Annotated in this window: 18 protein-coding genes and 1 pseudogene; 18 read left to right on the top strand and 1 reads right to left on the bottom strand. The window is 59.0% G+C overall.

Annotated features, from left to right (window positions below; genetic code table 11):
- The first annotated feature begins 47 nt into the window (after positions 1-47).
- The 12 genes from FXN65_RS20215 to FXN65_RS20160 all read left to right on the top strand — a co-directional run bounded on the left by FXN65_RS20215 (position 48) and on the right by FXN65_RS20160 (position 17,003).
- Complete coding sequence (locus FXN65_RS20215; protein ID WP_151135746.1) at positions 48-1,652, top strand: GMC family oxidoreductase; 1,605 nt, start codon at positions 48-50, stop codon at positions 1,650-1,652.
- Positions 1,653-3,080, top strand: a complete 1,428-nt coding sequence (locus FXN65_RS20210; protein ID WP_151135744.1) for an NAD(P)/FAD-dependent oxidoreductase — start codon at positions 1,653-1,655, stop codon at positions 3,078-3,080.
- Positions 3,081-3,129: 49 nt separating this feature from the next.
- A complete protein-coding gene (locus tag FXN65_RS20205; RefSeq protein ID WP_151135742.1) occupies positions 3,130-4,647 on the top strand; it encodes a sigma-54-dependent transcriptional regulator in 1,518 nt (505 codons plus the stop codon).
- Between the two features lie 378 nt (positions 4,648-5,025).
- Positions 5,026-5,403 carry a glycine cleavage system protein GcvH gene (gcvH, locus tag FXN65_RS20200; RefSeq protein ID WP_151135740.1) on the top strand — a complete coding sequence of 126 codons (378 nt, stop codon included), beginning with the start codon at positions 5,026-5,028 and terminating at the stop codon, positions 5,401-5,403.
- A 13-nt stretch (positions 5,404-5,416) separates the two neighbouring features.
- Complete coding sequence (gene gcvP / locus FXN65_RS20195) at positions 5,417-8,284, top strand: aminomethyl-transferring glycine dehydrogenase (RefSeq protein WP_151135738.1); 2,868 nt, start codon at positions 5,417-5,419, stop codon at positions 8,282-8,284.
- 60 nt (positions 8,285-8,344) lie between these two features.
- On the top strand, positions 8,345-9,598 hold the full coding sequence (gene glyA, locus FXN65_RS20190; protein ID WP_151135736.1) for a serine hydroxymethyltransferase: 1,254 nt from the start codon (positions 8,345-8,347) through the stop codon (positions 9,596-9,598).
- A gap of 28 nt (positions 9,599-9,626) precedes the next feature.
- Positions 9,627-11,003 (top strand): L-serine ammonia-lyase, encoded by a 1,377-nt coding sequence (locus FXN65_RS20185; RefSeq protein WP_151135734.1) that lies wholly within the window; start codon positions 9,627-9,629, stop codon positions 11,001-11,003.
- A gap of 73 nt (positions 11,004-11,076) precedes the next feature.
- Positions 11,077-12,201 (top strand): glycine cleavage system aminomethyltransferase GcvT, encoded by a 1,125-nt coding sequence (gcvT, locus tag FXN65_RS20180; RefSeq protein WP_151135732.1) that lies wholly within the window; start codon positions 11,077-11,079, stop codon positions 12,199-12,201.
- Between the two features lie 93 nt (positions 12,202-12,294).
- Positions 12,295-13,257, top strand: coding sequence for a lipoyl synthase (lipA, locus tag FXN65_RS20175; RefSeq protein ID WP_151135730.1), 963 nt, complete (start codon positions 12,295-12,297; stop codon positions 13,255-13,257).
- 396 nt (positions 13,258-13,653) lie between these two features.
- Positions 13,654-15,090, top strand: coding sequence for an NAD-dependent succinate-semialdehyde dehydrogenase (locus tag FXN65_RS20170; RefSeq protein WP_151135728.1), 1,437 nt, complete (start codon positions 13,654-13,656; stop codon positions 15,088-15,090).
- A 64-nt stretch (positions 15,091-15,154) separates the two neighbouring features.
- The gene (locus tag FXN65_RS20165; RefSeq protein WP_178119372.1) at positions 15,155-15,649 is read left to right on the top strand and encodes a flavin reductase family protein; all 495 of its coding nucleotides are present in this window, start codon (positions 15,155-15,157) and stop codon (positions 15,647-15,649) included.
- Between the two features lie 121 nt (positions 15,650-15,770).
- Positions 15,771-17,003 carry a PLP-dependent aminotransferase family protein gene (locus FXN65_RS20160; protein ID WP_151135724.1) on the top strand — a complete coding sequence of 411 codons (1,233 nt, stop codon included), beginning with the start codon at positions 15,771-15,773 and terminating at the stop codon, positions 17,001-17,003.
- 40 nt (positions 17,004-17,043) lie between these two features.
- Here FXN65_RS20160 and FXN65_RS20155 read toward each other — a convergent pair whose 3' ends face one another.
- The gene (locus FXN65_RS20155) at positions 17,044-17,745 is read right to left on the bottom strand and encodes a GntR family transcriptional regulator (protein ID WP_178119371.1); all 702 of its coding nucleotides are present in this window, start codon (positions 17,743-17,745) and stop codon (positions 17,044-17,046) included.
- 363 nt (positions 17,746-18,108) lie between these two features.
- On the opposite strand from FXN65_RS20155, the gene FXN65_RS20150 reads away from it, so the two are divergent.
- The 6 genes and pseudogenes from FXN65_RS20150 (at position 18,109) to FXN65_RS20125 (ending at position 25,192) form a co-directional block, all read left to right on the top strand.
- Positions 18,109-19,269: a mandelate racemase/muconate lactonizing enzyme family protein gene (locus tag FXN65_RS20150; protein WP_151135720.1), complete on the top strand. Its 1,161-nt coding sequence runs from the start codon at positions 18,109-18,111 to the stop codon at positions 19,267-19,269.
- An 81-nt stretch (positions 19,270-19,350) separates the two neighbouring features.
- Positions 19,351-19,710 carry a RidA family protein gene (locus FXN65_RS20145; protein WP_151135718.1) on the top strand — a complete coding sequence of 120 codons (360 nt, stop codon included), beginning with the start codon at positions 19,351-19,353 and terminating at the stop codon, positions 19,708-19,710.
- Between the two features lie 93 nt (positions 19,711-19,803).
- A pseudogene (locus tag FXN65_RS20140) lies at positions 19,804-20,109 on the top strand (aldehyde dehydrogenase family protein); the annotation flags it as partial.
- A 216-nt stretch (positions 20,110-20,325) separates the two neighbouring features.
- Positions 20,326-22,446: a methyl-accepting chemotaxis protein gene (locus FXN65_RS20135; RefSeq protein WP_151135716.1), complete on the top strand. Its 2,121-nt coding sequence runs from the start codon at positions 20,326-20,328 to the stop codon at positions 22,444-22,446.
- Between the two features lie 453 nt (positions 22,447-22,899).
- The gene (locus FXN65_RS20130) at positions 22,900-24,483 is read left to right on the top strand and encodes an APC family permease (RefSeq protein WP_212632318.1); all 1,584 of its coding nucleotides are present in this window, start codon (positions 22,900-22,902) and stop codon (positions 24,481-24,483) included.
- A 127-nt stretch (positions 24,484-24,610) separates the two neighbouring features.
- Complete coding sequence (locus FXN65_RS20125; RefSeq protein ID WP_151135714.1) at positions 24,611-25,192, top strand: DUF1349 domain-containing protein; 582 nt, start codon at positions 24,611-24,613, stop codon at positions 25,190-25,192.
- Positions 25,193-25,474: the final 282 nt, after the last annotated feature.

Below are 25,474 nucleotides of genomic sequence, written 5' to 3'. Positions count from 1 at the left end.
CCCGTAACCTAGATTTAAGTCATGCAATGAACGTGAAGGAGAGCAAGGTGGTTGACTATATCGTTGTAGGCGGCGGTCCTGCTGCTTGCGCGGCAGCCTCCAGGCTTAGCGAGGATTCTGGTGTCAGCGTGACCCTCTTCGAGCAGGGGCCTCGGGACTGGAACCCTTACATTCACATGCCCGTGACCTACTTCAAGACCGCCAAGGGGCAACTGCTGAGTCGCTATACGCTGCAACCCCAGATTCACCAGGGCGGGATCACGCCGGAAATGGTCCAGGGGCGCGTCCTCGGTGGTGGCAGTTCGGTCAACGCGATGGTGTACATGCGGGGCTGCCCAGAAGACTACGACCATTGGGGCGAGTTGGGCTGCGATGGCTGGTCGTACAAGGACGTTCTGCCGTACTTCAAGCGTGCTGAAGACAATGAACGTTTCTCCGGGGAAGCGCACGGACAGGGCGGCCCCCTGGGTGTGTCTGATCAGCGCCATACCCACTACCTGACCAAGGCATGGCTGAAGGCTTGCCAGGAGAACGGGATCAACTACAACCCGGACTTCAACTCAGGCAAACAGGCGGGCTGCGGTCTTTACCAGGTCACCATGCGCGATGGACTGCGTTGCAGTGCAGCGGTTGCCTACCTGAACCCGGCGCGTGGCCGACGCAACCTGCGGATCGAAACCAATTCCAAGGTGCTCAGAGTTCTCGTCGAGAATGGCCGCGCTGTTGGCGTTGAGTACCAGCAGGGCAACCAGCGCAAAGTTCTCCGTGCAGAGCGAGAAGTCATCGTTAGTGCAGGTGCGATCGGTTCCCCGACTCTGCTGCTGCGTTCAGGCATCGGCCCGGCGGACCACCTGCGCTCGGTTGGTGTGCCGGTGGTGCATGACCTGAAAGGGGTTGGTGAGAATCTGCAGGATCACGTCGATATGTTCCTGATCTACGAGCTCACCGGTCCTCACAGTTACGACAAGTACAAGAAGCTTCACTGGCAGGCTTGGGCCGGTCTTCAGTATGCGTTGTTCCGTAATGGGCCCGTTACCTCGAACATCTGCGAAGGTGGCTTGTTCTGGTACGGCAAGGACGACGATCCGCTGCCGAATCTCCAATACCACTTCCTCCCCGGCGCCGGTGTGGAAGAAGGGGCTGACTCGGTGCCGAGTGGCAATGGTTGCACGCTCAACGTCTATCAGACCCGTCCGCGCTCTCGTGGAACCATTCGCCTGCGCGATGGCAACCCGAACTCCGCGCCGCTGGTTGATCCTAACTACCTGGCCGACCCTTACGACGTAGAGTGTCTGGCGGAAGGCGTACGCATTGGCCAGGAAATCATGCAGCAGTCGGCATTGAGCAAGTACGTTGCGCGCTCCTACCGCCCGCTCCAGCCGCTCAACACCCTGGAAGATCGCATGCGTTTCGTCAGGGAGACTGCGCAGGGCGCGCTGCATCCGTCTGGCGCTTGCAAGATGGGCACCGATGACATGGCTGTAGTGGATCCCCAGTTCCGCGTGCACGGCATTGAGGGACTTCGCGTCGCCGATACCTCGATCATGCCGACACTGGTTTCGGGTAACACCAACGCGCCGTCGATGATGCTGGGTGAGCGGTTGTCTGACTTCATTCGTGGCCGTTCCATCGCTGGAACCGGAGGCAAGTAGATGGATCTCCAGCCGGCGCTTCCCGGAGCGGATTCCCGCTTGTGGTCGTGGTGGCGTGAAGACGCCAATTACAGCTATGGGCCGGCCAGCACAGTGCTGACCGGCACCAAAGATGTGGACGTTGTCATCATCGGTGGGGGGTTTACAGGTCTCTGGACTGCTCTCGCGTTGCGTGAGCGAGCGCCTCATCTTTCAGTGGCGTTAGTGGAGGCATCGCGGGTCGGGGATGGGGCTAGCAGTCGCAATGGTGGGATGGTCCATGGCTACTGGGCATCCCTGAACAGCAACGTTCAGACCATCGGAATTGAGTCCGCGCTGGAAATCGCGCGCCTGGGCAGTGACGCCCAGGACGCGATTCGCAAATTTGCGAATCGGCCCGGCGTTGACGTGTGGTGGCGAGAGGAGGGGAGTATTCGCGTCGCTACCTGCCCGGCGCAGGAGCGCAAGCTGGTCGATTACTGGCGCGAATGCGACGAACTGGGTGCCGGTCGATTCATCCAGAAGATCAGCCAGTCCGAAACCAGGGAGATGATCGACGCCCCTGTGTTTGGCTCCTCACTGTACTTTCCCGAAGCGGCGAACGTGCATCCAGGTCGTCTGGTTCTGGCTCTTAGGGATGCTGCCGTGGCAGCAGGTGTCAGCATCTATGAGCAGTCGCCCGTGGGGCGCATTGATGAGGCACGGATCCATTCGGTGATAACCAAGCACGGACGACTCCGCGCTGGCCACGTGGTCCTGGCTACCAATGTGGGCCTCTCCGCCATTCCCGAAGTTGGAGCACGGATGAGTCTCTTCTCCAGTTTCGCGACCATGTCACGAGAGGTACCGGATGCCCTCTCGAGACTTGGTTGGAATCACGGTGTAGGGGCAAGCGACTTCAGGATGTTCCTGCACTACTTCCGGCGAACCAAAGACAATCGTGTGCTCATGGGATCCGGCTCTGGACCCATTGGCTTCGGCAGTCAGACGGCGAATCCACTGCTTTATGGGGACGAAGCGACCAAGGAGAGGGCGCGAAGAGGCATGGCCAGGCTATTGCCTGAGGTGGCACAAGCTGGGTTCGCGAAGAGTTGGGGGTGGCCAATCGATGTATCGGCGGACCGACTGCCATTCTTCAAGACCTTGCGACGCGGGATCTACTACGGAGGCGGCTATTCCGGTCATGGCGTCAACGCCACATGGATTGCAGGCCGATGCTTGTCGTCTCTGGTGCTTGGCGTTAAAGACCAGTGGAGCCAATCTCCATTCTGCGCTCGCAAAGTGCCTCGCTTGCCGCCCGAGCCCTTCAAGTACATCGGCGCTAACGCGATTCGCTGGGGCATTCTGCGATGCGAGGAGGCGGAGGAGGCTGAGCAGCGGTCAGATATTGCTGCACGAAGCCTTGCTGCGCTGCCAAAAATCCTCGGCTTGAGGATAGGGGTGCGATAGGCCGATAGCGGCAGGAGGTCTCCTGCCGCTTTTATACGCTCTGGTAGTCATGCGAATTCACGTTTCTTTCATCGATCGCGTGGGTATTACTCAGGAAGTCCTGGCACTCCTGGGTGCTCGCAATCTCAATTTGGACGCGGTGGAGATGATTCCACCGAACGTCTACATCGATGCTCCATCTCTCTCCCAGACAGTACTGGAAGAACTCCATCAAGCTTTGTTGCAAGTGGATGGGGTTAAGTCTGTGGAGCTCGTCGACATCTTGCCTGGCCAGCGCCGACGCCTGCAGCTCGATGCTCTGTTGGCTGCCGTGAATGATCCGATCCTGGCAGTAGATTCCCGCGGCCATGTGTTACTGGCCAATCCGTCACTGACCGGACTGTGTGGTCGTGAGCCAGCCGGCGAGCACTTGTCGGCACTTTTTGCTGAGCCGGACCTGGCTCAGAAGCTCGTCGAGAAAGGCTTTCGTCTGCCCATGTGTGAAGTGAGGTTCAAGGGGCAGGCCCTGCTGATGGATGCCACTCCGGTAAGCGGAGGGGGTGGGGGGTTACTCACGCTCTACCCGCCGAGCCGTATTGGCGAACGTCTTGCTTCGTTGCACCACGATCATGCTGAAGGCATGGAGGCACTCCTTGGCAAATCGCCGGAGCTCAAAGCGCTGAAGACGCGTCTCCGTAAGGTGGCCAACCTGGAAGCTCCGTTGCTGATTCAGGGCGAAACCGGAACCGGTAAGGAGTTGGTGGCCCGAGCTTGTCATGCGCTCAGTGCCCGTCGGGATGCCCCATTCTTGGCGCTCAATTGTGCTGCGCTCCCAGAAAACCTGGCCGAGAGCGAGCTGTTCGGCTACGCCGCAGGCGCGTTCAGTGGCGCCCAGCGTGGTGGCAAGCCGGGGCTGCTGGAGCTGGCCGACAGCGGTACGGTGTTCCTCGACGAAGTGGGGGAGATGTCGTCCTATCTTCAGGCCAAGCTGCTGCGCTTTCTCAGCGATGGCTCCTTCCGCCGTATCGGTGGCGACCGCGAGGTGAATGTGAACGTGCGGGTGCTCTGCGCCACTCACCGCAACCTGGAGCGCATGGTGGAGGAGGAGGGGTTCCGGGAGGACCTCTACTATCGGTTGAACGTACTCAACCTAGTGGTGCCACCGTTGCGCGAACGTGGGCAGGACATCCTTGTGCTTGCTGAGCACTTTCTCCGACAGGCCTGCGCCCAGATCCAGCGTTCCCCATGCCGATTGGCAACGGCCGCCAGTGCCGCACTTCTGGTGAATCGCTGGCCCGGGAATGTGCGGCAGCTCCAAAACGTGGTTTTTCGTGCTGCTGCCATTTGTGAGTCTGAGGTGATTGATTGCGACAGTCTGGAGCTGGCTGGTACGGCGCTTGGTAGCCAAGCAACAGAGCCATTGGAAGTCACCAGTCTGGAAGAGGCGATGCAAGGTTACGAGAAGAATCTATTACAAAGGCTCTTCACTGCTTATCCCTCCACCAGACAGCTGGCGGCGCGGCTGAATACCTCTCATACCGCTATCGGGCAACGTCTCAGAAAGTATGGGATTTCCTCCAAAGCGTAAGGCATGGATTTCCACACCATTCATCTCGCTCGAATCTCAACTTGGAAATCTAGAAATTGCGACAAAGTCCCAGCCGCTAGATTTAATTGAGATTCTGTTTGGCAGTTCTGTGTAAGCCTGGATCAATTTCGCTCCAGTGGAGCGTATTTAATCCATTTGGTCGGGAGCCTTCTACCACTTGGGTTTCAGCGGATTTGCTCCTTCTAAACTTCAATAGAGTCCGTAATGCTTTCGTTCCGCGTGGAGTATCTCAAGTCGACTCAAAGGGGACTTTGTTGGCTTGCAGCTAATTATTTTTTGTTGGCACTGCTCTTGCTCTTTCCTCGTTCAGCCGAGCCTTGATGGTTCGGAAAACAACTGATTACAAGAGGAAGATCCATGAGCATTCTGCGTTTTACCCCTGATCACGAATGGCTGCGTATCGACGCTTCCGGTGACGTAACCGTAGGTATTACCAGCTACGCCCAGGAGGCCTTGGGCGACGTCGTGTTCGTGCAGCTTCCGGATGCTGGTAGCTACGAGGAGGGTCAAGAAGTCGCAGTGCTGGAGTCGGTGAAGGCCGCCAGCAACATCACCATGCCGTTGACCGGCGAAGTGCTGGAGGTGAATCAGGCGCTCGCCGACACCCCCGAGTTGGTCAATGAGTCTCCCCTACAAGCAGGTTGGTTCTTCCGCTTTCGCCCGGAAAATCCTGAAGCTCTGGAGGCACTGATGGATCAGTCTGCCTACGACAGCTTCCTTGCCGAAAACGCCTGAGCCGGGGAATGCCATGAGCCAAGCACATCTTTCCCTGGGAACGAGCAACGAGTTCATCGCTCGTCATATCGGCCCACGTGAGGCGGATATCTCCGCCATGTTGGCGCTGACCGGCCATGATTCCCTGGAAGCGCTGATTGCCAGCGTCATTCCAGAGAGCATCAAGGGCACCAGCGTGCTCGACCTGCCGGCAGGGCAGGGCGAAGCCGAGGCCTTGGCCGCCATCAAGGCGATCGCCGCGAAGAATCAGCTGTTCAAGAGCCATATCGGGCAGGGTTATTACCCTTGTCACACCCCGCCCCCGATCCTGCGTAACCTGCTGGAAAATCCGGCCTGGTACACCGCCTACACCCCCTACCAGCCGGAAATCTCCCAGGGCCGCCTGGAGGCGCTGCTGAACTTCCAGACCCTGGTCAGTGACCTCACTGGGATGGAAATTGCCAATGCTTCATTGCTGGATGAGGGGACTGCTGCGGCGGAGGCGATGACCTTCTGCAAGCGTCTGGCGAAGAACAAGCGCAGCAACGCTTTCTTTGCTTCCCGCTATTGCCATCCGCAAACGCTGGACGTGCTGCGTACTCGCGCTGAACCTCTTGGTATTGAGGTGGTTATCGGTGACGAGCATGAGATTGATGACGCCAGCGCCTACTTCGGAGCGCTGCTGCAGTACCCGGCCACCGATGGCGACATCTTCGACTACCGCGAGCTGGTGGAGCGCTTCCATGCTGCGGGTGCCCTGGTTGCCGTAGCTGCGGATCTGCTGGCCCTGACCCTGCTGACCCCGCCCGGCGAGTTTGGTGCTGACGTGGTGCTGGGGAGTGCTCAGCGCTTCGGCGTACCTCTGGGCTTTGGCGGCCCGCACGCGGCCTACTTCGCCACCCGCGATACCTTCAAGCGCGATATGCCCGGCCGCTTGGTGGGCATTTCGATTGACCGCCACGGCAAGCCGGCCCTGCGCCTGGCCATGCAGACCCGTGAGCAGCACATCCGCCGTGAGAAGGCCACCAGCAACATCTGCACCGCCCAGGTGCTGCTGGCCAACATTGCCAGCATGTATGCCGTTTACCACGGCCCGCAGGGCCTGGCTGGCATCGCCCGCCGCGTGCACCGTTTGACCGCCATCCTGGCTCAGGGCCTGACTCAGCTTGGCCATCAGGTTGAGCAATACCATTTCTTCGACACCCTGAGCATCGTTTCCTCGACCACCGCCAAGGAAGTACATGCAGCTGCCCAGGCTACGCGCATCAACCTGCGGGTACTGGACGACGTGCGTGTGGGTATTTCCCTGGACGAGACCTGCGACGCCGCCAGCGTCGAAGCACTCTGGTCGGTGTTTGCCAGCCAAGGCCAGACCCTGCCTGACTTCAAGGCTCTGGCTGCCAGCACTGGCGATTGCCTGCCTTCGAAGCTGCTGCGTGAGTCTGCCTTCCTGCAGCACGAAGTGTTCAATCGCTACCACTCGGAAACCGAGCTGATGCGCTACCTGCGCAAGCTGGCCGACAAGGACCTGGCCCTGGATCGCACCATGATCCCGCTGGGTTCCTGCACCATGAAGCTGAACGCCGCCAGTGAGATGATCCCAGTGACCTGGCCGGAGTTTGGTGCCTTGCATCCCTTCGCGCCCGTCGAGCAGTCCCAGGGCTACCTGGAGCTGACCAACGAACTCGAGGCCATGCTGTGCAAGGCCACCGGTTATGACGCCGTATCCCTGCAGCCCAACGCTGGCTCCCAGGGCGAGTACGCCGGTCTGCTCGCCATCCGCGCCTACCACGCCAGCCGTGGCGAAGGTCAGCGTGACATCTGCCTGATCCCGCAATCGGCCCACGGCACCAACCCGGCCACCGCTCAGATGGCGGGTATGCGTGTGGTGGTGACCGCCTGCGACGCCCGTGGCAACGTGGACATCGCCGACCTCAAGGCCAAGGCCGAGGAGCACCAGAACCGCCTCGCCGCACTGATGATCACCTACCCGTCCACCCATGGTGTGTTCGAGGAGGGCATCCGCGAGATCTGCGAGATCATCCACGCCAACGGCGGCCAGGTGTACATCGACGGCGCCAACATGAACGCCATGGTCGGCCTCTGCGCACCGGGCCAGTTCGGTGGCGACGTGTCCCACCTGAACCTGCACAAGACCTTCTGCATCCCCCACGGTGGTGGCGGTCCGGGCGTGGGTCCGATCGGCGTGAAATCCCATCTGGCGCCTTTCCTGCCCGGCCATTGCCACATGGAGCGGAAGCTCGGTGCGGTCAGTGCGGCTCCCTTCGGCAGCGCCAGCATCCTGCCGATCACCTGGATGTACATCCGCATGATGGGCGGCGAAGGCCTCAAGCGCGCCTCTCAGTTGGCCATCCTCAGTGCCAACTACATCGCCCGTCGCCTGGAGGAGCACTACCCGGTGCTCTACACCGGCGAAAACGGTCTGGTCGCCCACGAGTGCATCCTCGATCTGCGCCCGCTCAAAGAAACCAGCGGCATCAGTGTGGAGGACGTGGCCAAGCGCCTGATCGACTACGGCTTCCACGCCCCGACCATGTCCTTCCCGGTGGCTGGCACCCTGATGGTGGAGCCTACCGAGAGTGAGTCGAAGGAAGAGTTGGACCGCTTCTGCGACGCGATGATCCGCATCCGCGAGGAAATCCGCGCGGTAGAGGCCGGCGAGTTGGACCAGGACGACAACCCGCTGAAGAACGCCCCGCACACCGCCGCGGAGCTGGTCGGTGAGTGGACCCATCGCTACAGCCGCGAACTGGCCGTGTACCCCACCGCCAGCTTGATCGATGGCAAGTACTGGCCGCCGGTGGGCCGCGTCGACAACGTCTACGGCGACCGCAATCTGGCCTGCGCCTGCTTGCCCATGTCGGCGTATCAGGACGCCTGACGCCTATGGCCCGGAGTTCTTCCGGGCCATACCTCCGCCCCGAATCTAAAGGATACGAACATGTTCCATAAGAGTGTCACCCTGTCCGATTTTGACCCTGCGCTCTTCGATGCTATTCGCCACGAGGCCCAGCGTCAGGAAGACCATATCGAGTTGATCGCTTCGGAGAACTACACCAGCCCGCAGGTAATGCAGGCCCAGGGTACCGAGCTGACCAACAAGTACGCCGAGGGCTATCCGGGCAAGCGTTACTACGGCGGCTGCGAGCACGTGGATGTGGTGGAGCAACTGGCCATCGATCGCGCCAAGAAACTGTTTGGTGCCGATTACGCCAACGTCCAGCCGCACTCCGGCTCCCAGGCCAACGCAGCGGTCTATCTGGCTCTGCTTCAGCCTGGCGATACCATTCTCGGCATGAGCCTGGCGCATGGCGGCCACCTGACCCACGGTGCCAAGGTGTCGTCTTCCGGCAAGCTGTACAACGCCGTGCAATACGGTATCGATGCCTACGGCTTGATCGACTATGCAGAAGTCGAACGCCTGGCCCTCGAGCATCAGCCGAAGATGATCGTCGCCGGTTTCTCGGCTTACTCGCGCGTGGTCGATTTCGAGCGTTTTCGTCGAATCGCTGACAAGGTCGGTTCCTACCTCTTCGTCGACATGGCTCACGTCGCTGGCTTGGTCGCCGCCGGCCTGTACCCGAACCCGCTGCCCCATGCCGACGTGGTCACCACCACCACTCACAAGACCCTGCGTGGCCCGCGCGGTGGCCTGATCCTGGCTCGCTCCAATCCTGACCTGGAGAAGAAGCTGAACTCCGCCGTGTTCCCTGGCGCTCAGGGTGGCCCGCTGATGCACGTTATCGCGGCCAAGGCCGTGTGCTTCAAGGAAGCGCTGGATCCCTCCTTCAAGGAGTACCAGGCACAGGTCATCGCCAATGCGCGCGCCATGGCGGAGGTTTTCGTCGGCCGCGGTTACGACGTGGTCTCTGGTGGTACCGACAATCACCTGTTCTTGCTCAGCCTGATCAAGCAAGGCCTCACTGGTAAAGATGCTGACGCAGCCCTTGATCGCGTGGGTATCACCGTGAACAAGAACGCTGTGCCCAACGATCCCCAGTCGCCCTTTGTGACCTCGGGCATTCGCATCGGTACTCCGGCGGTGACCACTCGAGGATTCCAGGTTTCGGAGTGCCGCGCCCTCGCGAGCTGGATCTGCGACATTCTCGACCACCTCGGCGATGCCGATGTCGAGGCTCAGGTAGCGCGCCAGGTTGCGGGGCTTTGCGCTCGCTTCCCGGTATACGCAGCCTGATCACCGAAGGGCTCACGGGAGTCGAGAAATGTCGCTAAGCGTTTTCGATCTGTTCAAGGTGGGTATCGGTCCATCGAGCTCGCATACCGTGGGCCCGATGCGAGCCGCAGCGGGATTTGCCCAGGGGCTGAAGTCCGATGGCCTGCTGGAACGTGTGGCCAGTGTTCGGGCTGAGTTGTATGGATCGCTGGGTGCTACGGGCAAAGGACACGGCAGTGACAAGGCCGTGTTGCTCGGCTTTGAAGGCGAGCAGCCGGATAGCGTGGATACCGAGAGTGTGGAAGGACGCCTGGCTGCGATACGTGTCGAAGGCAATATCAATCTGCTGGGCGAGAAACCTATTCGTTTCGTGGAAAAGGAGCATCTGGCGATGATTCGCAAGCCGCTCCCTTACCATCCCAACGGTATGGTGTTCCGCGCTTTCGATGACGCAGGCATCCAGCTTCGCAGCAGGGAATTCTATTCGGTGGGCGGTGGGTTCGTCGTGGATGAAGCCGCTGTTGGGGTTGATCGCATTGTCGAGGATCGCACGCCGCTACCCTATCCGTTCCGCACCGCCAAGGAGTTGCTGGATCAGTGCACCAGGCATGGGCTGTCTGTAAGCGAGCTGATGTGGGAGAACGAAAAGGTCTGGCGCAGCCCCGAGGAAACCAGTAGGGGCCTGCTGAAGATCTGGCAAGTGATGCAGGACTGCGTGAAGGCCGGCTGTCGCAAGGAAGGCATCATGCCCGGCGGGCTCAAGGTCAAGCGCCGCGCCGCCGCGCTCTACCGCCAGCTCAGCGAGCAGCCGGAAGCCAACCTGCGCGACAGCCTCTCCGTGCTCGACTGGGTCAACCTCTACGCCCTGGCGGTGAACGAGGAAAACGCCACCGGCGGCCGTGTGGTCACCGCGCCCACCAACGGCGCGGCCGGCATCGTGCCGGCGGTGCTGCACTACTACAGCCGCTTCATCACGGGCGCGGATGAGGAGGGCGTTAAGCGCTTTCTGCTCACTGCCGCCGCCATCGGCATCCTCTACAAGGAGAACGCCTCCATCTCCGGCGCCGAGGTCGGCTGCCAGGGCGAGGTCGGCGTGGCCTGCTCGATGGCCGCCGGCGCCCTCTGCGAAGTCCTCGGCGGCACCCCGCAGCAGGTGGAGAACGCCGCCGAGATCGGCATGGAGCACAACCTCGGGCTGACCTGCGACCCGGTCGGCGGCCTGGTCCAGGTGCCCTGCATCGAGCGCAACGCGATGGGCTCGGTGAAGGCCATCAACGCCGCGCGCATGGCCCTGCGCGGCGACGGCCAGCACTTCATCTCGCTCGACAAGGTGATCCGCACCATGCGCCAGACCGGCGCCGACATGAAGAGTAAATACAAGGAAACCGCCCGCGGTGGCCTCGCTGTGAACATCATCGAATGCTGAAGCCGTCGTACGGTGCCGTGCGTATCAACGAATCAACACTGGTGCGCGTGGCGCACCTTCTGGAGAGAATTACATGACCACTGAGAATCTTGCCAAGACTGCACTGCATGCGCTGCACCTCGAACTCGGTGCCCGCATGGTGCCTTTTGCTGGCTACGACATGCCGGTGCAATACCCGCTGGGCGTGCTCAAAGAGCACCTGCACACCCGTGAGCAGGCTGGCCTGTTCGACGTGTCCCACATGGGCCAGATCATCCTGCGCGGCGCTCAAGCAGCCATTGCTCTGGAAAGCCTGGTGCCTGTCGATATCGTTGATCTGCCTGTCGGCATGCAGCGCTATGCCCTGTTCACCAACGTCGAAGGCGGCATCCTTGATGACCTGATGGTCGCACGCCTGTCCGAGAATGAACTGTTCGTAGTGGTCAATGCTGCCTGCAAGGATCAGGACCTGGCTCACCTGGTGCGCCACATTGGTGATCGCTGTGTAATCGAGTCGCTGTTCAAGTCTCGTGCCCTGATCGCGTTGCAGGGGCCCCAGGCCGCTCAGGCGCTGAGTCGCTTGGCGCCGGACGTGGCCGGTATGACCTTTATGCAGTTCACCAAGCTCGAGTTGATGGGCGTGGATTGCTATGTCAGCCGCTCCGGTTACACCGGTGAAGATGGCTATGAGATTTCCGTTCCGGTTGAGCACGCCGAAGCCCTGGCTCGCGCTCTGCTGGAGCAGCCGGAAGTCCAGCCCATCGGTCTCGGCGCCCGCGATTCGCTGCGCCTGGAAGCCGGCCTGTGCCTATACGGTCACGACATGGACCAATTCACGTCCCCGATCGAAGCTAGCCTTGCTTGGGCCATTTCCAAAGCACGTCGCGCGGATGGTGTACGAGCTGGTGGTTTCCCGGGAGACGACATGATTTTCGCCCAGCAGCAGGAAGGAGTCGTCAGCAAGCGTGTTGGTCTACTGCCGCAAGAGCGTATTCCTGTGCGTGAAGGGGCGGAAATTGTCGATGCCGAAGGCACCGTAATTGGTCAGGTCACGAGTGGTGGTTTCGGCCCAAGCCTCGGTGGCCCGCTGGCGATGGGATATGTGAAAGCGCCTCACAACGCATTGGGCTCGGAAGTGTTTGCTGTTGTGCGCGGCAAGCAAGTCCCCATGCTTGTGGCCAAGACTCCTTTCGTTCCGCAGCGCTACTACCGCGGTTGATCGATCCTCGTCTGCCCCGAAAGCCTACTTTGCCGGCCCGGGGATTCAAGGCGGGGGGCAATCCCCGCCTTTCTTTTTTCATGGGGCTTACGCATGACTGCTACATCCCGGTCCGCCGTCGAAGTGGGCGTCAAACTGCGCGGCGCCGAGAAGGTAGCGCGCATCCCGGTGAAGATCATTCCCACCGAGGAGGTGCCGCGCAAACCCGATTGGATTCGCGTACCCATCGCGACCTCTCCTGAAGTGGCGCGCATCAAGCAACTGCTGCGCAAGCACAAGCTGCACAGCGTCTGCGAAGAGGCCTCCTGCCCGAACCTGGGCGAGTGTTTCTCTGGTGGTACCGCTACTTTCATGATCATGGGCGACATCTGCACCCGTCGCTGCCCCTTCTGCGACGTCGGGCACGGCCGGCCGAAGCCGCTTGACCCGGACGAGCCGAAAAACCTCGCGGTCGCCATCGCCGACCTGCGTCTGAAGTATGTGGTGATTACCTCGGTGGACCGCGACGACCTGCGCGATGGTGGCGCCCAGCACTTCGTCGACTGCCTGCGCGAGATCCGCAAGCTCTCTCCGGGTATCCAGTTGGAAACCTTGGTGCCGGACTACCGCGGGCGCATGGATGTGGCGCTGGCCATCACCGAGCAAGAGCCGCCAGATGTGTTCAACCACAATCTGGAAACCGTGCCGCGCCTGTACAAGGCCGCGCGTCCGGGCTCCGATTTCGAGTGGTCCCTGGACCTGCTGGAGAACTTCAAGCAGCGCGTACCTCATGTGCCTACCAAGTCTGGCCTGATGCTGGGCCTGGGCGAGACTGACGACGAGGTGATCGAAACGATGCAGCGCATGCGCGAGCACGAGATCGACATGCTGACCCTCGGCCAGTACTTGCAGCCCTCACGCAGCCACCTGCCGGTGCAGCGCTTTGTCCACCCGGACACCTTCGCCTGGTTCGCCGAGAAAGGCGCCGAAATGGGCTTCAAGAACGTAGCTTCCGGTCCGCTGGTTCGTTCCTCCTACCACGCCGACCAGCAGGTTCACGGGCAGACAATTCGATAAGCAGAACGGCAGAAGCGAAAAAGGCGACCTTGAGGTCGCCTTTTTCGCTGATGGGGCCGGTGATTCGCGACCGTAGAAAAGTGATGTCGGGTATCGAACTGTTAATCGCTTGGGAACAGCTCGCCTCTGAATTGAGAATGCCTGACTTTCACAAAGCTTGAGAAAAAGAGAAAAAGCAGCTCCGGGCTCATCTCAATACTGAGAATCCCGCTTTTCTGTTTGTCTAAGTATCTGATTATAAAGTGTTTTTCTTTGTGGCACCGAACTTGCTCAAGTCAGGCTAACGAGCAGTTCAGGGCCCACGGTTTCAAAGCAGCAAACCGACCGCGATTCCTGGACTGCATGCAAATCCAACGACCAACTGGCAGAGCCAGTATGAGAAGCGCAGGAGTTAGCATGGCTTATCCAGCAGTGAATTTGTTCATCAACGGGGTATGGCGCGAGGGTTCCGAAGGGCGCCGGGAAGATGTAGTCAACCCGGCTACCGGAAAGGTCATCGGAAGCGTTGCGCATGCGAGCCGTGCGGACCTCGATGACGTACTCGAGGCCGCTCAGGCCGGCTTCAAGGCTTGGCAGAACGTCTCCGTTTTTGAACGCAGTAAAATCATGCGTCGCGCTGCCACGCTGCTCCGTGAGCGCGTTGAGGAGATCGCCACGCTGATCACCCTGGAAGAGGGTAAGCCGCTGGCCGAAGCCCGCATGGAGGTCAACTCCGGCGCCGACCTGATCGACTGGTTCGCTGAGGAGGCGCGTCGCACTTACGGCCGTATCATTCCGGCCCGCCTGCCAGGTGTAACCCAACTTGCCAACAAGGAAGCCGTTGGGCCATGCATCGGGTTCACGCCCTGGAACTTCCCTGTCAGCCAGATTCTGCGCAAAGTCGGTCCCGCTCTGGCCGCGGGTTGCTCGATCATCATCAAGGGACCTGAGGAGACTCCTGCTGCTCCTGCTGCAATGTTCCGCTGCTTCGCCGACGCCGGCGTTCCCGCTGGTACGCTCGGCCTGATCTACGGGGTTCCTGCCGAGATTTCCTCGTACTGCATTCCGCATCCGATCATTCGCAAAGTGTCCTTCACCGGTTCCGTGCCCGTTGGCAAACATCTGGCTGCCCTTGCAGGTAGCCACATGAAGCGGGTCACCATGGAGCTGGGTGGACATGCTCCGGTGATCATCTGCAACGATGCAGACCTTCAAGCGGCGTGCCAGGCACTCATCGCGTTCAAGTACCGCAACGCCGGCCAAGTTTGTATCTCGCCGACCCGCTTCATCGTTCAACGCGGTGTACATGACCAGTTTGTCGAGATGTTCTCGTCGGCTGCGTCCGCGCTCAAGGTTGGTGATGGCCTGGCACCTGATACCCAGGTTGGTCCGTTGATCAACGAGCGCCGTCTGCAGGCAGTAGAGCGCCTGGTGAAGGATGCCGTTGCCAAGGGTGCCAGCGTGGCGGCTGGCGGTAATCGTATCGATAAGGAAGGTTACTTCTTCGAGCCGACAGTGCTGACCGGTGTCACCGCAGAAATGGCTGCCATGAGCGAAGAGCCTTTCGGCCCCGTTGCTCTGGTTCGCTCTTTTGATGAAGTCGAAGAGGCCTTGCAGGAGGCGAACCGACTTCCGTTTGGTCTGGCTTCCTACGCCTGGACTCGTACCCAGTCGGTGGCGGACACCCTTTCCCGTCGCGTCGATTCGGGAATGCTCACCATCAATCACCTGGGCCTGGCGCTGGCTGAAACACCTTACGGCGGCGTCAGGGATTCAGGTTACGGCTCCGAGGGCGGTATCGAAGCTCTCGACGGCTATTTGACCACCAAATTCGTCTCGTGCCTTAACCAGTGACGCTCTCGGCCCTGGTGGCATGTGCTGCTCGGGCCGAGCCCTTCAAACCAGAGAGGTATCTGCCATGTTGACTCAGGAATTTCGTGAAGCAATGGGCCGGTTTGCCGGCGCAGTGAATGCCATTACCAGTTTCGAGGGCGACAAGCCGGTCGGCTTGATTGCGACTGCGGTCTGCAGTCTGTCCGCTGAACCGCCGTCCGTCATTGTGTGCATCAACAAGTCGGCTTCGGCTCACGATGCGATTCTCAACCACGGCTATTTCGGTGTGAACCTGTTGTCCCCGCTGCAGGCGCACGTGGTGGACCGCTTCACCAAGAGCAAAGGGGCTGACCGCTTCTCCGAGTCCGATTGGGATCTGGAAGACTTTGCCGTGCCGATCCTGAAGGACGCTCCGGCCGGAATGGTCTGCAAGATCGGCAATTGCTTCGATGGTTTTTCTCACACCATCTTCGTGGGCATCATCGAGTCGATCAACCTCAGCGACCCCGAGCGCAATCACTGCCTGCTGTGGAAAGGGCGTGGGCTGCATCAAGCCGTGGAGCTGAATATCGCCAGCTGATGCTGAGGTCGGATTCGGCGGGGGTGGTGGCCCCCGCCGCGATCTGAGTAGGAATGAATATCCGAGGTAGCTAAGCGCGAGTCGAGGCACCTTGGACGGGTACGCAATACCAGAGGGCAGTATGCAAAGCAGATTCAATCGACTCCGGTCCTATGACAAGGATCTGTTCACTGCCTTGAGTGATGCCGCGTGGCGCGTCGAAAGCTGTCTGGATCTACGTGCCTCTGCCAACCATGTCAGCCCCCAGATCCTGGATGCACTTGGGGGAAGCTTCGATAGCGGATTATCTCTCATGGGGAGATGCGAGTTCGAAGCGCTGGCTGCAGATCGTGCTCGACAATTGTTCAATGCTGATTACGCCTGCGTGACACCCGCGTCTGTAGAGCAGGCAATTGCATCCATTTGCGACGCTCTGCTGGACATGGGGGATGGCATTCTCAGTGTCGGCTGGGTCGGCAATGGTCATGCCCTCCAAGCCGGCAAATTTGTCACGGCCAGGGCAGCCTTCAATTGTTCCCATCATGATGAGGTCGATCCCTCCGGCCTTGATCTCGACGTTATAGAGCGAAGGGTGCAGTTGCTGAGACCGAGGCTGCTGGTGGTAAAGGCCGCAGGCATTGGACGGAGAATCGACTACTTCAGGCTACGCGCGATAGCGGACAAAGCCAGGGCCTATCTGGTGGTGGACTTCACACTTATCGCCGGAATGGTAGCGGCGGGCCTTTGCTTGAGCCCTGTGCCTTTCGTGGATCTCGCCATCGCATCGACTGGTTCCACGTTGCGCGGCCCTGAAGGGGGGATGATTCTCGCCAAGGCAGACAGGTCGTTGCAGCAGATGCTCAATGCTGTGGCAGTTGAGCGGGACCCTATCGTGCGCATCTCTTCCGGTAACTTGGCTGCGAAAGCTTTGTGTCTCAAGGAGGCGATGTCCCCATCTTTTCAGAGTTATCAGGTCCAGGTGCTGGAAAACGTCCGTGCCGTCGCGGGTGCGTTTTCTTGTCGAGGGTACGAGCTGCGTTCGTGTTTGGAGGAGGGCGGCCCGGTATTGGTTGGATTGGCCGGGCGACCGCCTCAGTCGGTAGGGGTGGAGCAGGTGCTTCGCCGAAGCGGGATATGTATGGAGTCTGGTCGCTGGCCTGGTCACGGTGCTGAACCCGACTATCTGCGATTGGGTACTACCGCTATCACGACACGAGGCTTGGGACCGTCCCACTGTGCAGAGGTTGCTGGATGGATCTGCGACATCCTAGACAATCCCGGAGGCATTGAGGTCGAGGCGTTCGTGACGCGTCGCATCACGCGGATGTGCGCGAAGTATCCAGTTTACTCAGAGTTCCCCCTAATCCCTTTCTGAGTCGTCCCGGAGCGCCTCCGAACTGTACTCGGTATGGTCGTTACGCCTGGATCCGGGCGGACTCCAATGTCAGTAAATGGCGATGCAACTTCTTGCCTTCCGAGAGGTTGTGCTCTGAGGAGAGCTTTGCGGCCAGGTCAGCATCTCTAGCCAGAATGGCGTCCACGATCGGGCGGTGGTGATCGATGAATGTCTGGAAGTCAGGCGTGAGGGCATCACTGGACGCGATATAGACCCGGATCTGCTGCTGAACGATGCGATATTGCTGCTGCAGGCGCTTGTGTCGCGAAAGGGTCACGATCGTTTTGTGCAGCTTGAAGTCTGCCTCGGCTACTTGTGTTCGATCCTGTTTACGGCAGGCATTGGCCAGTTCTTCGAATGCCCGAAGCAGCTCGGTGGAGCTGCTGCTGTCCATGTTCTGGCTGGCCAGCGAAGCTGCCAACATTTCCAGGTTCGCTCTCAACGTATAGAGCTCCCAGGCATCTGCCGATGATATCGGCATGACTGCCCAACCACAGTACGGAATCTTCAAGAACAGCCCTTCTTGGGAGAGGTGGTGAAGTGCCGATCGGATAGCGCCACGAGATAGCGCGAACAGGTCGGCCAACCCGTTCTCAGTCACGCGCGATCCCGGTTCAAGCTCTGCCTGTAGGACTGATTTCCGAAGCACCTGTACTGCCTGTTCATCAGCCGGCTGACGCTTAGAAGCCAAGGTCTGATTTTCGATGGATTGCTTGCTCATTTGATTCGGCCTGCCCGACGTTCTTTTCGATCCTTGCTGCTGAAACTCATTCGGGTCCGCCGAAACTGAGTGATCTTGTGGTGTATTTAACATGAAATATTTGCAAGTTCTTGAGAGGGGAATTCTCAGCTTTTTCAGTTCTGTCTCACTCTTTGGTGGAGGGCGGTTATTCCCTGTTCACAATCGCAAGAATGAGACTCAAATAAGAGATGAATACATAGAATAATCAGTGCTTTGCGTGGTTTTTGGATTGTTGACAATGAGAGTGTTACTCCCTGATCTTCATTACACACCAACGGGCTGCCGATGGCGATATCCGGCACCAAATCAATGCGTCAGCTGAGGAACTACGGAGTACTCAACATGAAAATTACTTCTGCAAAGGTCTTCCTGGTCGAGAGCGGTTACGTCAAGCCGATCATCGTCGAACTCACCACCGACGAAGGCATCACCGGCATTGGCGAAGCTGCCATCGCCTACGGTCTGGGTGCGACCGCTGCAGCAGGGATGATCAAGGACCTCTGCGAGCGCCTCATCATCGGTAAAGACCCGTTCCGCATTGAGCAACTCTTCACCGAGATGTACGACCATTCCTTCTGGGCCAAGGGCGGTGGCGCCATCGTCTTCTCCGGCATCAGCGCTATTGAGCAGGCGCTGTGGGATATCAAGGGCAAGGCCACGAATCTGCCGGTATACGAGTTCTTCGGCGGCAAGGTCTTCGATGAGGTCCCGGTCTACGCCAACGGCTGGAACTACCATTGCGTGGATGCCGACTCCTGGGCCCATGCCGCTGAGCGACCGATCGCCGATGGCTATCGCGCACTGAAGTGCTATCCCCTGGCGACCCAGGACGAGAAAGGTCGTCTGCGTCATGTGACCCGTCGTGCCCATGATCGCGAATTCATGGAGCTGGCCTATCAGCGCGTGAAGAAGCTTGTTGAAGTGGCGGGTTCTGAGGTTGAGGTCTACATCGACCTGAGCGGCGGCCTTACCACTGATGAAAGCATCCGCTTGATCAAACGCTATGAGGATCTGGGTATCACCTGGATTGAAGAGCCTTGCGATGCCTTCGATGTCGGTGCAATGGCCAAGATCGCTGGTGCCACCAACACCTCCATGGCTGCAGGCGAACGTCTGTATACCCGCCAGGGTTTCCGTCGCCTGGTCGAGAAGCAGGTGGTCGACATTGTCCAGCCGGATGTCGGCAACACCGGCGGCCTGTCCGAGACCAAGAAGATCGCGGCAATGGCCGAGGCTTACAACATGCGTGTCGCACCTCATAACTGCGCAAGCATGCTGTGCACCGCGGCCACCCTGCAGGTGAGCGTGACCATGCCGAACTTCATGACCCTGGAGATCTACCCGTACTTCCCAGATTCGCCGAAGTATGTCCAGGTGCTGGAGAACCCGCTCGAAGACCGCATCAAGGGTGGCAAGCTGGTCGTGCCGTCCGACGTGGGTCTGGGTGTGACTTTGAACCAGAAGAATGTTGCGCCCTATCTGTGGGCCGAGTGCAAAGCCTGAAGGTTCAAGTCTGCGACGAGGGGCCCGTATGGGCCCCCGTTCTGACTGAAGACACTCCCATCACTTCACGAGGTAGTGGCGTTGTCCATTCAACGACTCCAGGTTCTGCCCGGGCGACTCAGTCATGCGCTCGTACACAACGGCACGGTTTACATCACAGGTCAGGTTCCTGAAGACATCACCCAAGACCTAGCTGGCCAAACAAAACAGGTTTTGGCCCGACTCGAGGCGCTTCTGTCCGAGGTCGGTTCAGATAAGTCCCGAATCTTGTTTGCCCAGATCTGGCTCAAGCATGCCGTCAGAGATTTCGACGCGATGAATGCGGTGTGGGAAGCCTGGATACCTCATGACGCATTACCTGCACGCGCTACGGTTGAGGCGAACTTGGCAGATGACGAGATCCTCATCGAGATTGCCCTGCAGGCTGCGGTAACGGCATGAGCGAGGAGGCGGATCATGCCGTCCTCATCATCGTTTTTTAACTTTTGGATTTCCCGCATGTCGATCATTCCGCATCCGATCAATGGCGAGCATGTGGAAGACGCCATGCAGTTGATCAACGACTACGAGTACGGCAACGGCGCCTGCATCTTCACCCGCGATGGTGAGGCTGTCCGCCTGTTCTGCGACGAGATCGAAGTGGGCATGGTCGGCGTCAACGTACCGGTGCCGGTGGCGTACCACAGCCTCGGCGGCTGGAAGCGCTCGCTGTTCGGCGACCTGCACGCCTACGGCCCGGACGGCGTGCGCTTCTACACCCGCCGCAAGGCCATCATCCAGCGCTGGCCGCAGCGTGCCAGCCACGAGGCGGCACAGTTCGCCTTTCCTGGCAGCGGCTGAATCAGTCAACAAGTTACACGGACGCATTGAGGGTCGACAGACGTCGGCATGAGGCCCTCATTGACTGTCCGGGGCCGTGGATCGCATGGGGCGATTCACGGCCTTTTTATTTCCGGGGATCGGAATCAGCTAACGACTCGAATCTAGTACTTCGCCCCACTGGGGGACACGAGTCTTGCGTAGTTAAACCGCAGTCCGACGCGTCAAGGAGAGAAGATGTACCTGTCAAAGCTATCTATAAAAACAAAAATCACGGTGCTGGCTGGACTATGCATGCTGGCTGTACTTGCAGTTCTCGTGGCGGTTTCGATCTTCCGTATCCAGGGGATATCGCAGGCGATTGACCAGTCCAGTTCAGCCGCCCTACAGGGGCAGGCTCTGCAGCACTTGTACAAGGTAGGTGAGGCTGAGGCCCAGGCCATCGCCAAGCGCTTTAGTGAAGGCGCAATCTTTGGTGAGACGTTGGCGCGGCAAATCCTTTTCATGAAAAAGCAGGCGCAGAGCAGGGGAGGGGACCCAGCAGAGCTGCGCAAGGACATCTTCAACATGATGCAAGAGCAGGTTGCAGCGAGCCCTGGAGTGCTCGGTGTCGGCGTGGCATTTGAGCCGAATTTGCTTGATGGCCAGGACGACCGATTCGTTGGACTCGGAGTTGGAGCAGGCAACGACACAGGCCGATTTGCTTCTTACGCGACGACGCAGTTGAAAAGCTACGCCATGCCCGAGAATGAGATGGCGGACGATGGCCAGGCGTCGACTTACTGGTACCGCTGTGCTCGGGACTCCAAGCGACTATGTGTAATCAATCCCTACACCTATACCACCTTGCAAGGCATCGATGTCTTGATGTCCACCATCTCTATCCCATTGGTGGAGGATGGGCGGGTGGTGGCTGTGATGAGCATCGACCTCGCGTTGAGCAGTCTGCAGGAAGTGGTGCAGGCCTCGAGCAATAGTCTGTACGGTGGTCGTGTTCAGATGAGTTTCATCAGCTCCGATGGCGCTGTGGCAGCCCGAAGTGGTGATAAGGAGTCGCTGGGTAAATCGCTGACGGCTACGGTGCCCAAGCTCGCGGGTGAGGTTCACAATCGGAGTCAGGCCGAGGCTGTCAGCCACGTAGAACTGGACGGCGAGATCACCGTCGTCGCGCCTTTCTCGCCACTTGTTGGTACTCCGCATTGGAGCGTAGTGATTCAAGTCCCGACCTCAGTTCTGATGGCTCAAGTGGGGGCGATGCGCAAAATCCTCGACGAGGCGAATAACGCTGCGACACGGACCCAACTGATCGTGGGTGTAGTGGGGGCAATGATTGGATTGGTCCTGATCTGGTTCATGGCTGCAAGCATTGCCCGTCCGATTTTGAACGTGGCCGAAATGCTCAAAGACATCGCAAGTGGTGAGGGGGATCTCACAAAGCGCTTGGTGCATGATGGGCGCGATGAAATAGGGCAGATGGCAGGTTGGTTCAACCGCTTCCTGGACAAGTTGCAGCCGATCATTTCGGAGGTGAGCGAGTCCGTTGATAACACTCGGCGCACGGCTGATCAGGCTGCGACCATTGCTAGCGAGACCAATGGTGGGATGCAGCAGCAATTCAGGGAGATTGAGCAGGTCGCAACAGCTGCTCAAGAGATGAGTGCCACCTCTCAAGATGTCGCCCGGAACGCCGCAATGGCTGCTGATGCGGCGCGGCATGTCGATGAGGCTGTGCGGGAAGGCACACAAACCATTGAACGAACCACCCACAGCATCAACAAGCTTGCGAGCGAGATGAATCTCGCGATGCTCGAGGTCGGCCAGTTAGCCGAGAGCAGCGAGCAGATCGGCAAGGTGCTCGTGGTGATTCGTTCCGTTGCTGAGCAAACCAATCTGTTGGCACTAAACGCCGCCATCGAAGCTGCTCGAGCTGGTGAATCCGGCCGAGGATTCGCTGTTGTCGCCGATGAAGTTCGTCATCTGGCTAAAAGGACACAGGATTCTGTGGAGGAGATTCAGGGGGTCATCCAGAACCTTCAGCACGGTACTAGAAACGTAGTTCTGACGATTCAGGCAAACCATGCCCAGGCCGACGCCAGCGTCCAGCAGGTAGACCAGGCTGTGCAAGCCCTTCAGAAAATCAGTAAGGCCATCGAGGTGATCGGTGAGATGAACCTGCAGATTGCGAGCGCAGCTGAAGAGCAAAGTGCCGTGTCCGAAGAGGTCAACCGCAACGTATCAGCCATTAGGGATGTCACCGAGCTACTGGCGACCCAATCGAAGGATTCAGCTCAAATCAGTCAGTCGCTAACCGATTTGGCGAATCAGCAGCAGCGCCTTATGGGAAGCTTCAGAGTGTAGATGGAGCCAATCTGTCCATCAGTAAAGCCTCCCTCGGGAGGCTTTTTTGTGCTCGATTGAGTCGTCTCGCAAGACGCAGGGGTGAGACCTTTCTCAGGCCTGAGCGTGAACCCGTACCAATACTGAGATGGTGCCCGCAGCAGGTAAGTGTACTTTTTGAGAAGTCCTTATAAAACAGTGTGTTGCGAAACATTATTTTGAGTGGCACTCATTTTGCTGATTCGGGTTGTCGCGAAGCTTTTCAGAAACAGCCAATCGCTTGCTCTATGAGATTACCTCTCTGCTTGTAACGGCATTTCCTACTTCGGTGGCGTCAAAGGACTAAAGCGGTTTTGTCGAGGGAATTCGTAGCCATCTAGCTACGAACGGGATCGTCGTGCGTTTGACTCCACAGCGACTCCACAGCGGCATTAAAGAGTCACTACAAGAACAATTAGCTCCAAGGAGTGCAACGTGCGAAACGCAACTGATACCTCCGATGCGGAACATCTGAAATCTCTAGGTTACGACCAGAAATTCGATCGATCGATGTCACTCTGGTCGAACCTGGCATTAGGCTTCCTCTACCTCTCACCGTTAGTCAGCGTGGTCGCGATGCTTGCGCAAGGACTGGCAACCGCTGGTCCGCCTTCCATGTTCTGGATCCTCATTGTTGGGGCTGGCCAGTTGCTGGTGGCTTTGGTGTTTGGTGAGATTGTTGCGCAGTATCCCATTGCCGGTGGGTTGTATCAGTGGGCGCGGCGACTTTGGAACGGGCAGTATGCGTGGATCCTTTCCTGGATCTATCTGGCTTGCGTAATCGTCGCCATCGCCACTACAGCAATGTTCGGTTCGAGCTTCGTGGCGAATTTGTTCACCGGAACCAGGGAGAGTGCTGGCGTACCGGTTACTCCTGGACTGAGCGCGTTGATCGCTGGCGCAATGCTGCTTGTTGGCCTCCTGTTGAACATGACGGGCACAAAGACCCTTTCACGAATCGCTGGTGCGGGCCTGGCGGCGGAACTAATTGGTGTAATCGCCGTGGGTCTCTATCTGCTCGTGTTCGAGCGGCACAATGATCTCTCCGTGTTCTTCGACACCATGGGTACGGCTCTCGATGGCGACTATTCGACTGCGTTCGTTGGGGCGGCGCTGGTTGGCATCCTGATGGTCTACGGCTTTGAAGCCTGCGGTGAGGTGGCTGAGGAAGTGCCCAACCCGGGCCGCCAGATTCCACGTGCAATGATCCTCACGGTCGTCGTTGGTTGCAGCTCAGCACTGCTGTCTTTCGCTGGATACGTTCTGGCTGCGCCCAACCTGGTCGAGATCGTGAATGGGAACGTTGCTGATCCGATTCCCGCGATCCTGAATGACTCCATCGGTTTCATCGGCACGAAGATCTTCCTCGTCATCGCACTCACGTCGTTCCTGGCTTGTGTGATGGGACAGCAGGCCTCTTCCAGCCGCCTAGTTTACTCCTTTGCGCGCGACAACATGTTCCCCGGCGCTCACATCTTCGCCAAGCTCTCCCAAAAGGGGCATGTCCCGGTGTGCGCGTTGGTAGGCGTCAATGCGCTCTCTGCACTGCTGCTGCTCTTCGTGTACCTAGTGCCTGACTCCCTCTATCGGGTAGCAGGCGGGCAGATGCTCGCGGGTTACGTGGCCTTCCAGATGGTGGTGGTAGCGGCCCTGCGTGCGCGGATGAAGGGTTGGAAACCTGCAGGTGCGTTCTCTCTGGGGCGCTGGGGATGGATCGTCAACCTTGGAGCCTTGGCCTACGGCATCTTCGCTTGCGTGATTCTTTCGCTGCCGTCCAGCAATGAGAGCCTGGGGCTGCTGGACCGCTGGATCGCGCTTGTGGGATTGTCGGTCGTAGTGGTAACCGGCTTGCTCTACATGTACATCGCCAAGCCTCATCGCAACTCCACCGCCCCCGAAGGCGATGCGGTCGAAGTTGCGAATGCCATGCGGCGGAGCGCCGGAGTCGCGCGTGCTGGGGGCACCTCTCGGCCAGGCAAGGTCGACGCGGGAACTGTGCGTGGATTGCCGGCTCGATAAGGGTCCAATCTCCTGAAGGTATATGGCTTGCACTAGTCACCTTGCGTGGCTAGTGCAAGCTATGACAGTTCGCACATCGTCGATTAGATGAGTTCGGTTCGGACCGTCTGCATGGAAGGCAATCCTGATGAATGATTCAACCCAATGGCGTTGGCTGAATGAGCCAGCGACTTGGCGACTTGAGGCTGATCGGCTAACGGTCGTCACTGATGCAAATACCGACTTCTGGCAGGAGACCTGGTATGGATTTCGCCGTCAGAGCGGGCACGTCTACGGATGCGATATCTCCGGCGACTTCACCTTCGAGCTAAAGGTCGAGGGCGATTTCACCGAGTTGTACGACCAAGCTGGCCTGATGCTCATGCTGGATGAGCGCTGTTGGCTCAAGGCAGCTATCGAGTTCAACGATTCGCAGCCGATGATCAGCAGTGTGCTGACCAATCCTTCCTCCGACTGGGCGCCCGGGATCTTCCCTGGAGACGCAGGTTGCTTCTGGCTTCGTTTGACACTGAAGGCCGGTTCATTGCGCCTGCAGTACTCCACGGATGGTTTGCATTGGCCCTTGCTCCGTCTTTGCGCATTTCCGTCAGAGAAGCGTTATTTCGTTGGCGCAATGTGCTGCACACCGGAGAGGCAGGGGCTCGCGGTCACCTTTTCGGAGATGCGAGTCTCGGCAGCGTCTGATAAGACTTTGCACGATCTCAGCTAGTGAATAGTGCTGGCATCGGCGTGGGGGCCTGAGCTGCATGAATGTCTATGCCGTTAATCAAGGTTTATGGTCGAGAAGCGAAACTGCCCACCCATGAAAAAGGGCCGGTGAGCATTGCTCACCGGCCCTTTCTCTTACTCCCTTCTACCCCAGTTCCTTTGGGGCTAATGGCCTTGCCCTGTTGCTACAGCCAGCCTTGGATGGCTAGCGCCGCTGCCCTCCCCAAGGCAGCGGTTCTGCACCGTCTCGGTGCATCCGTTTCAACATTCAGTGAAAAAGTTT

Origin of the sequence: Pseudomonas lalkuanensis, from assembly GCF_008807375.1 — a bacterium.
GTDB lineage: Bacteria > Pseudomonadota > Gammaproteobacteria > Pseudomonadales > Pseudomonadaceae > Metapseudomonas > Metapseudomonas lalkuanensis.
The sequence above is the reverse complement of the archived record's forward strand: the minus strand, read 5'-3'. Positions and strand labels throughout refer to the sequence as shown.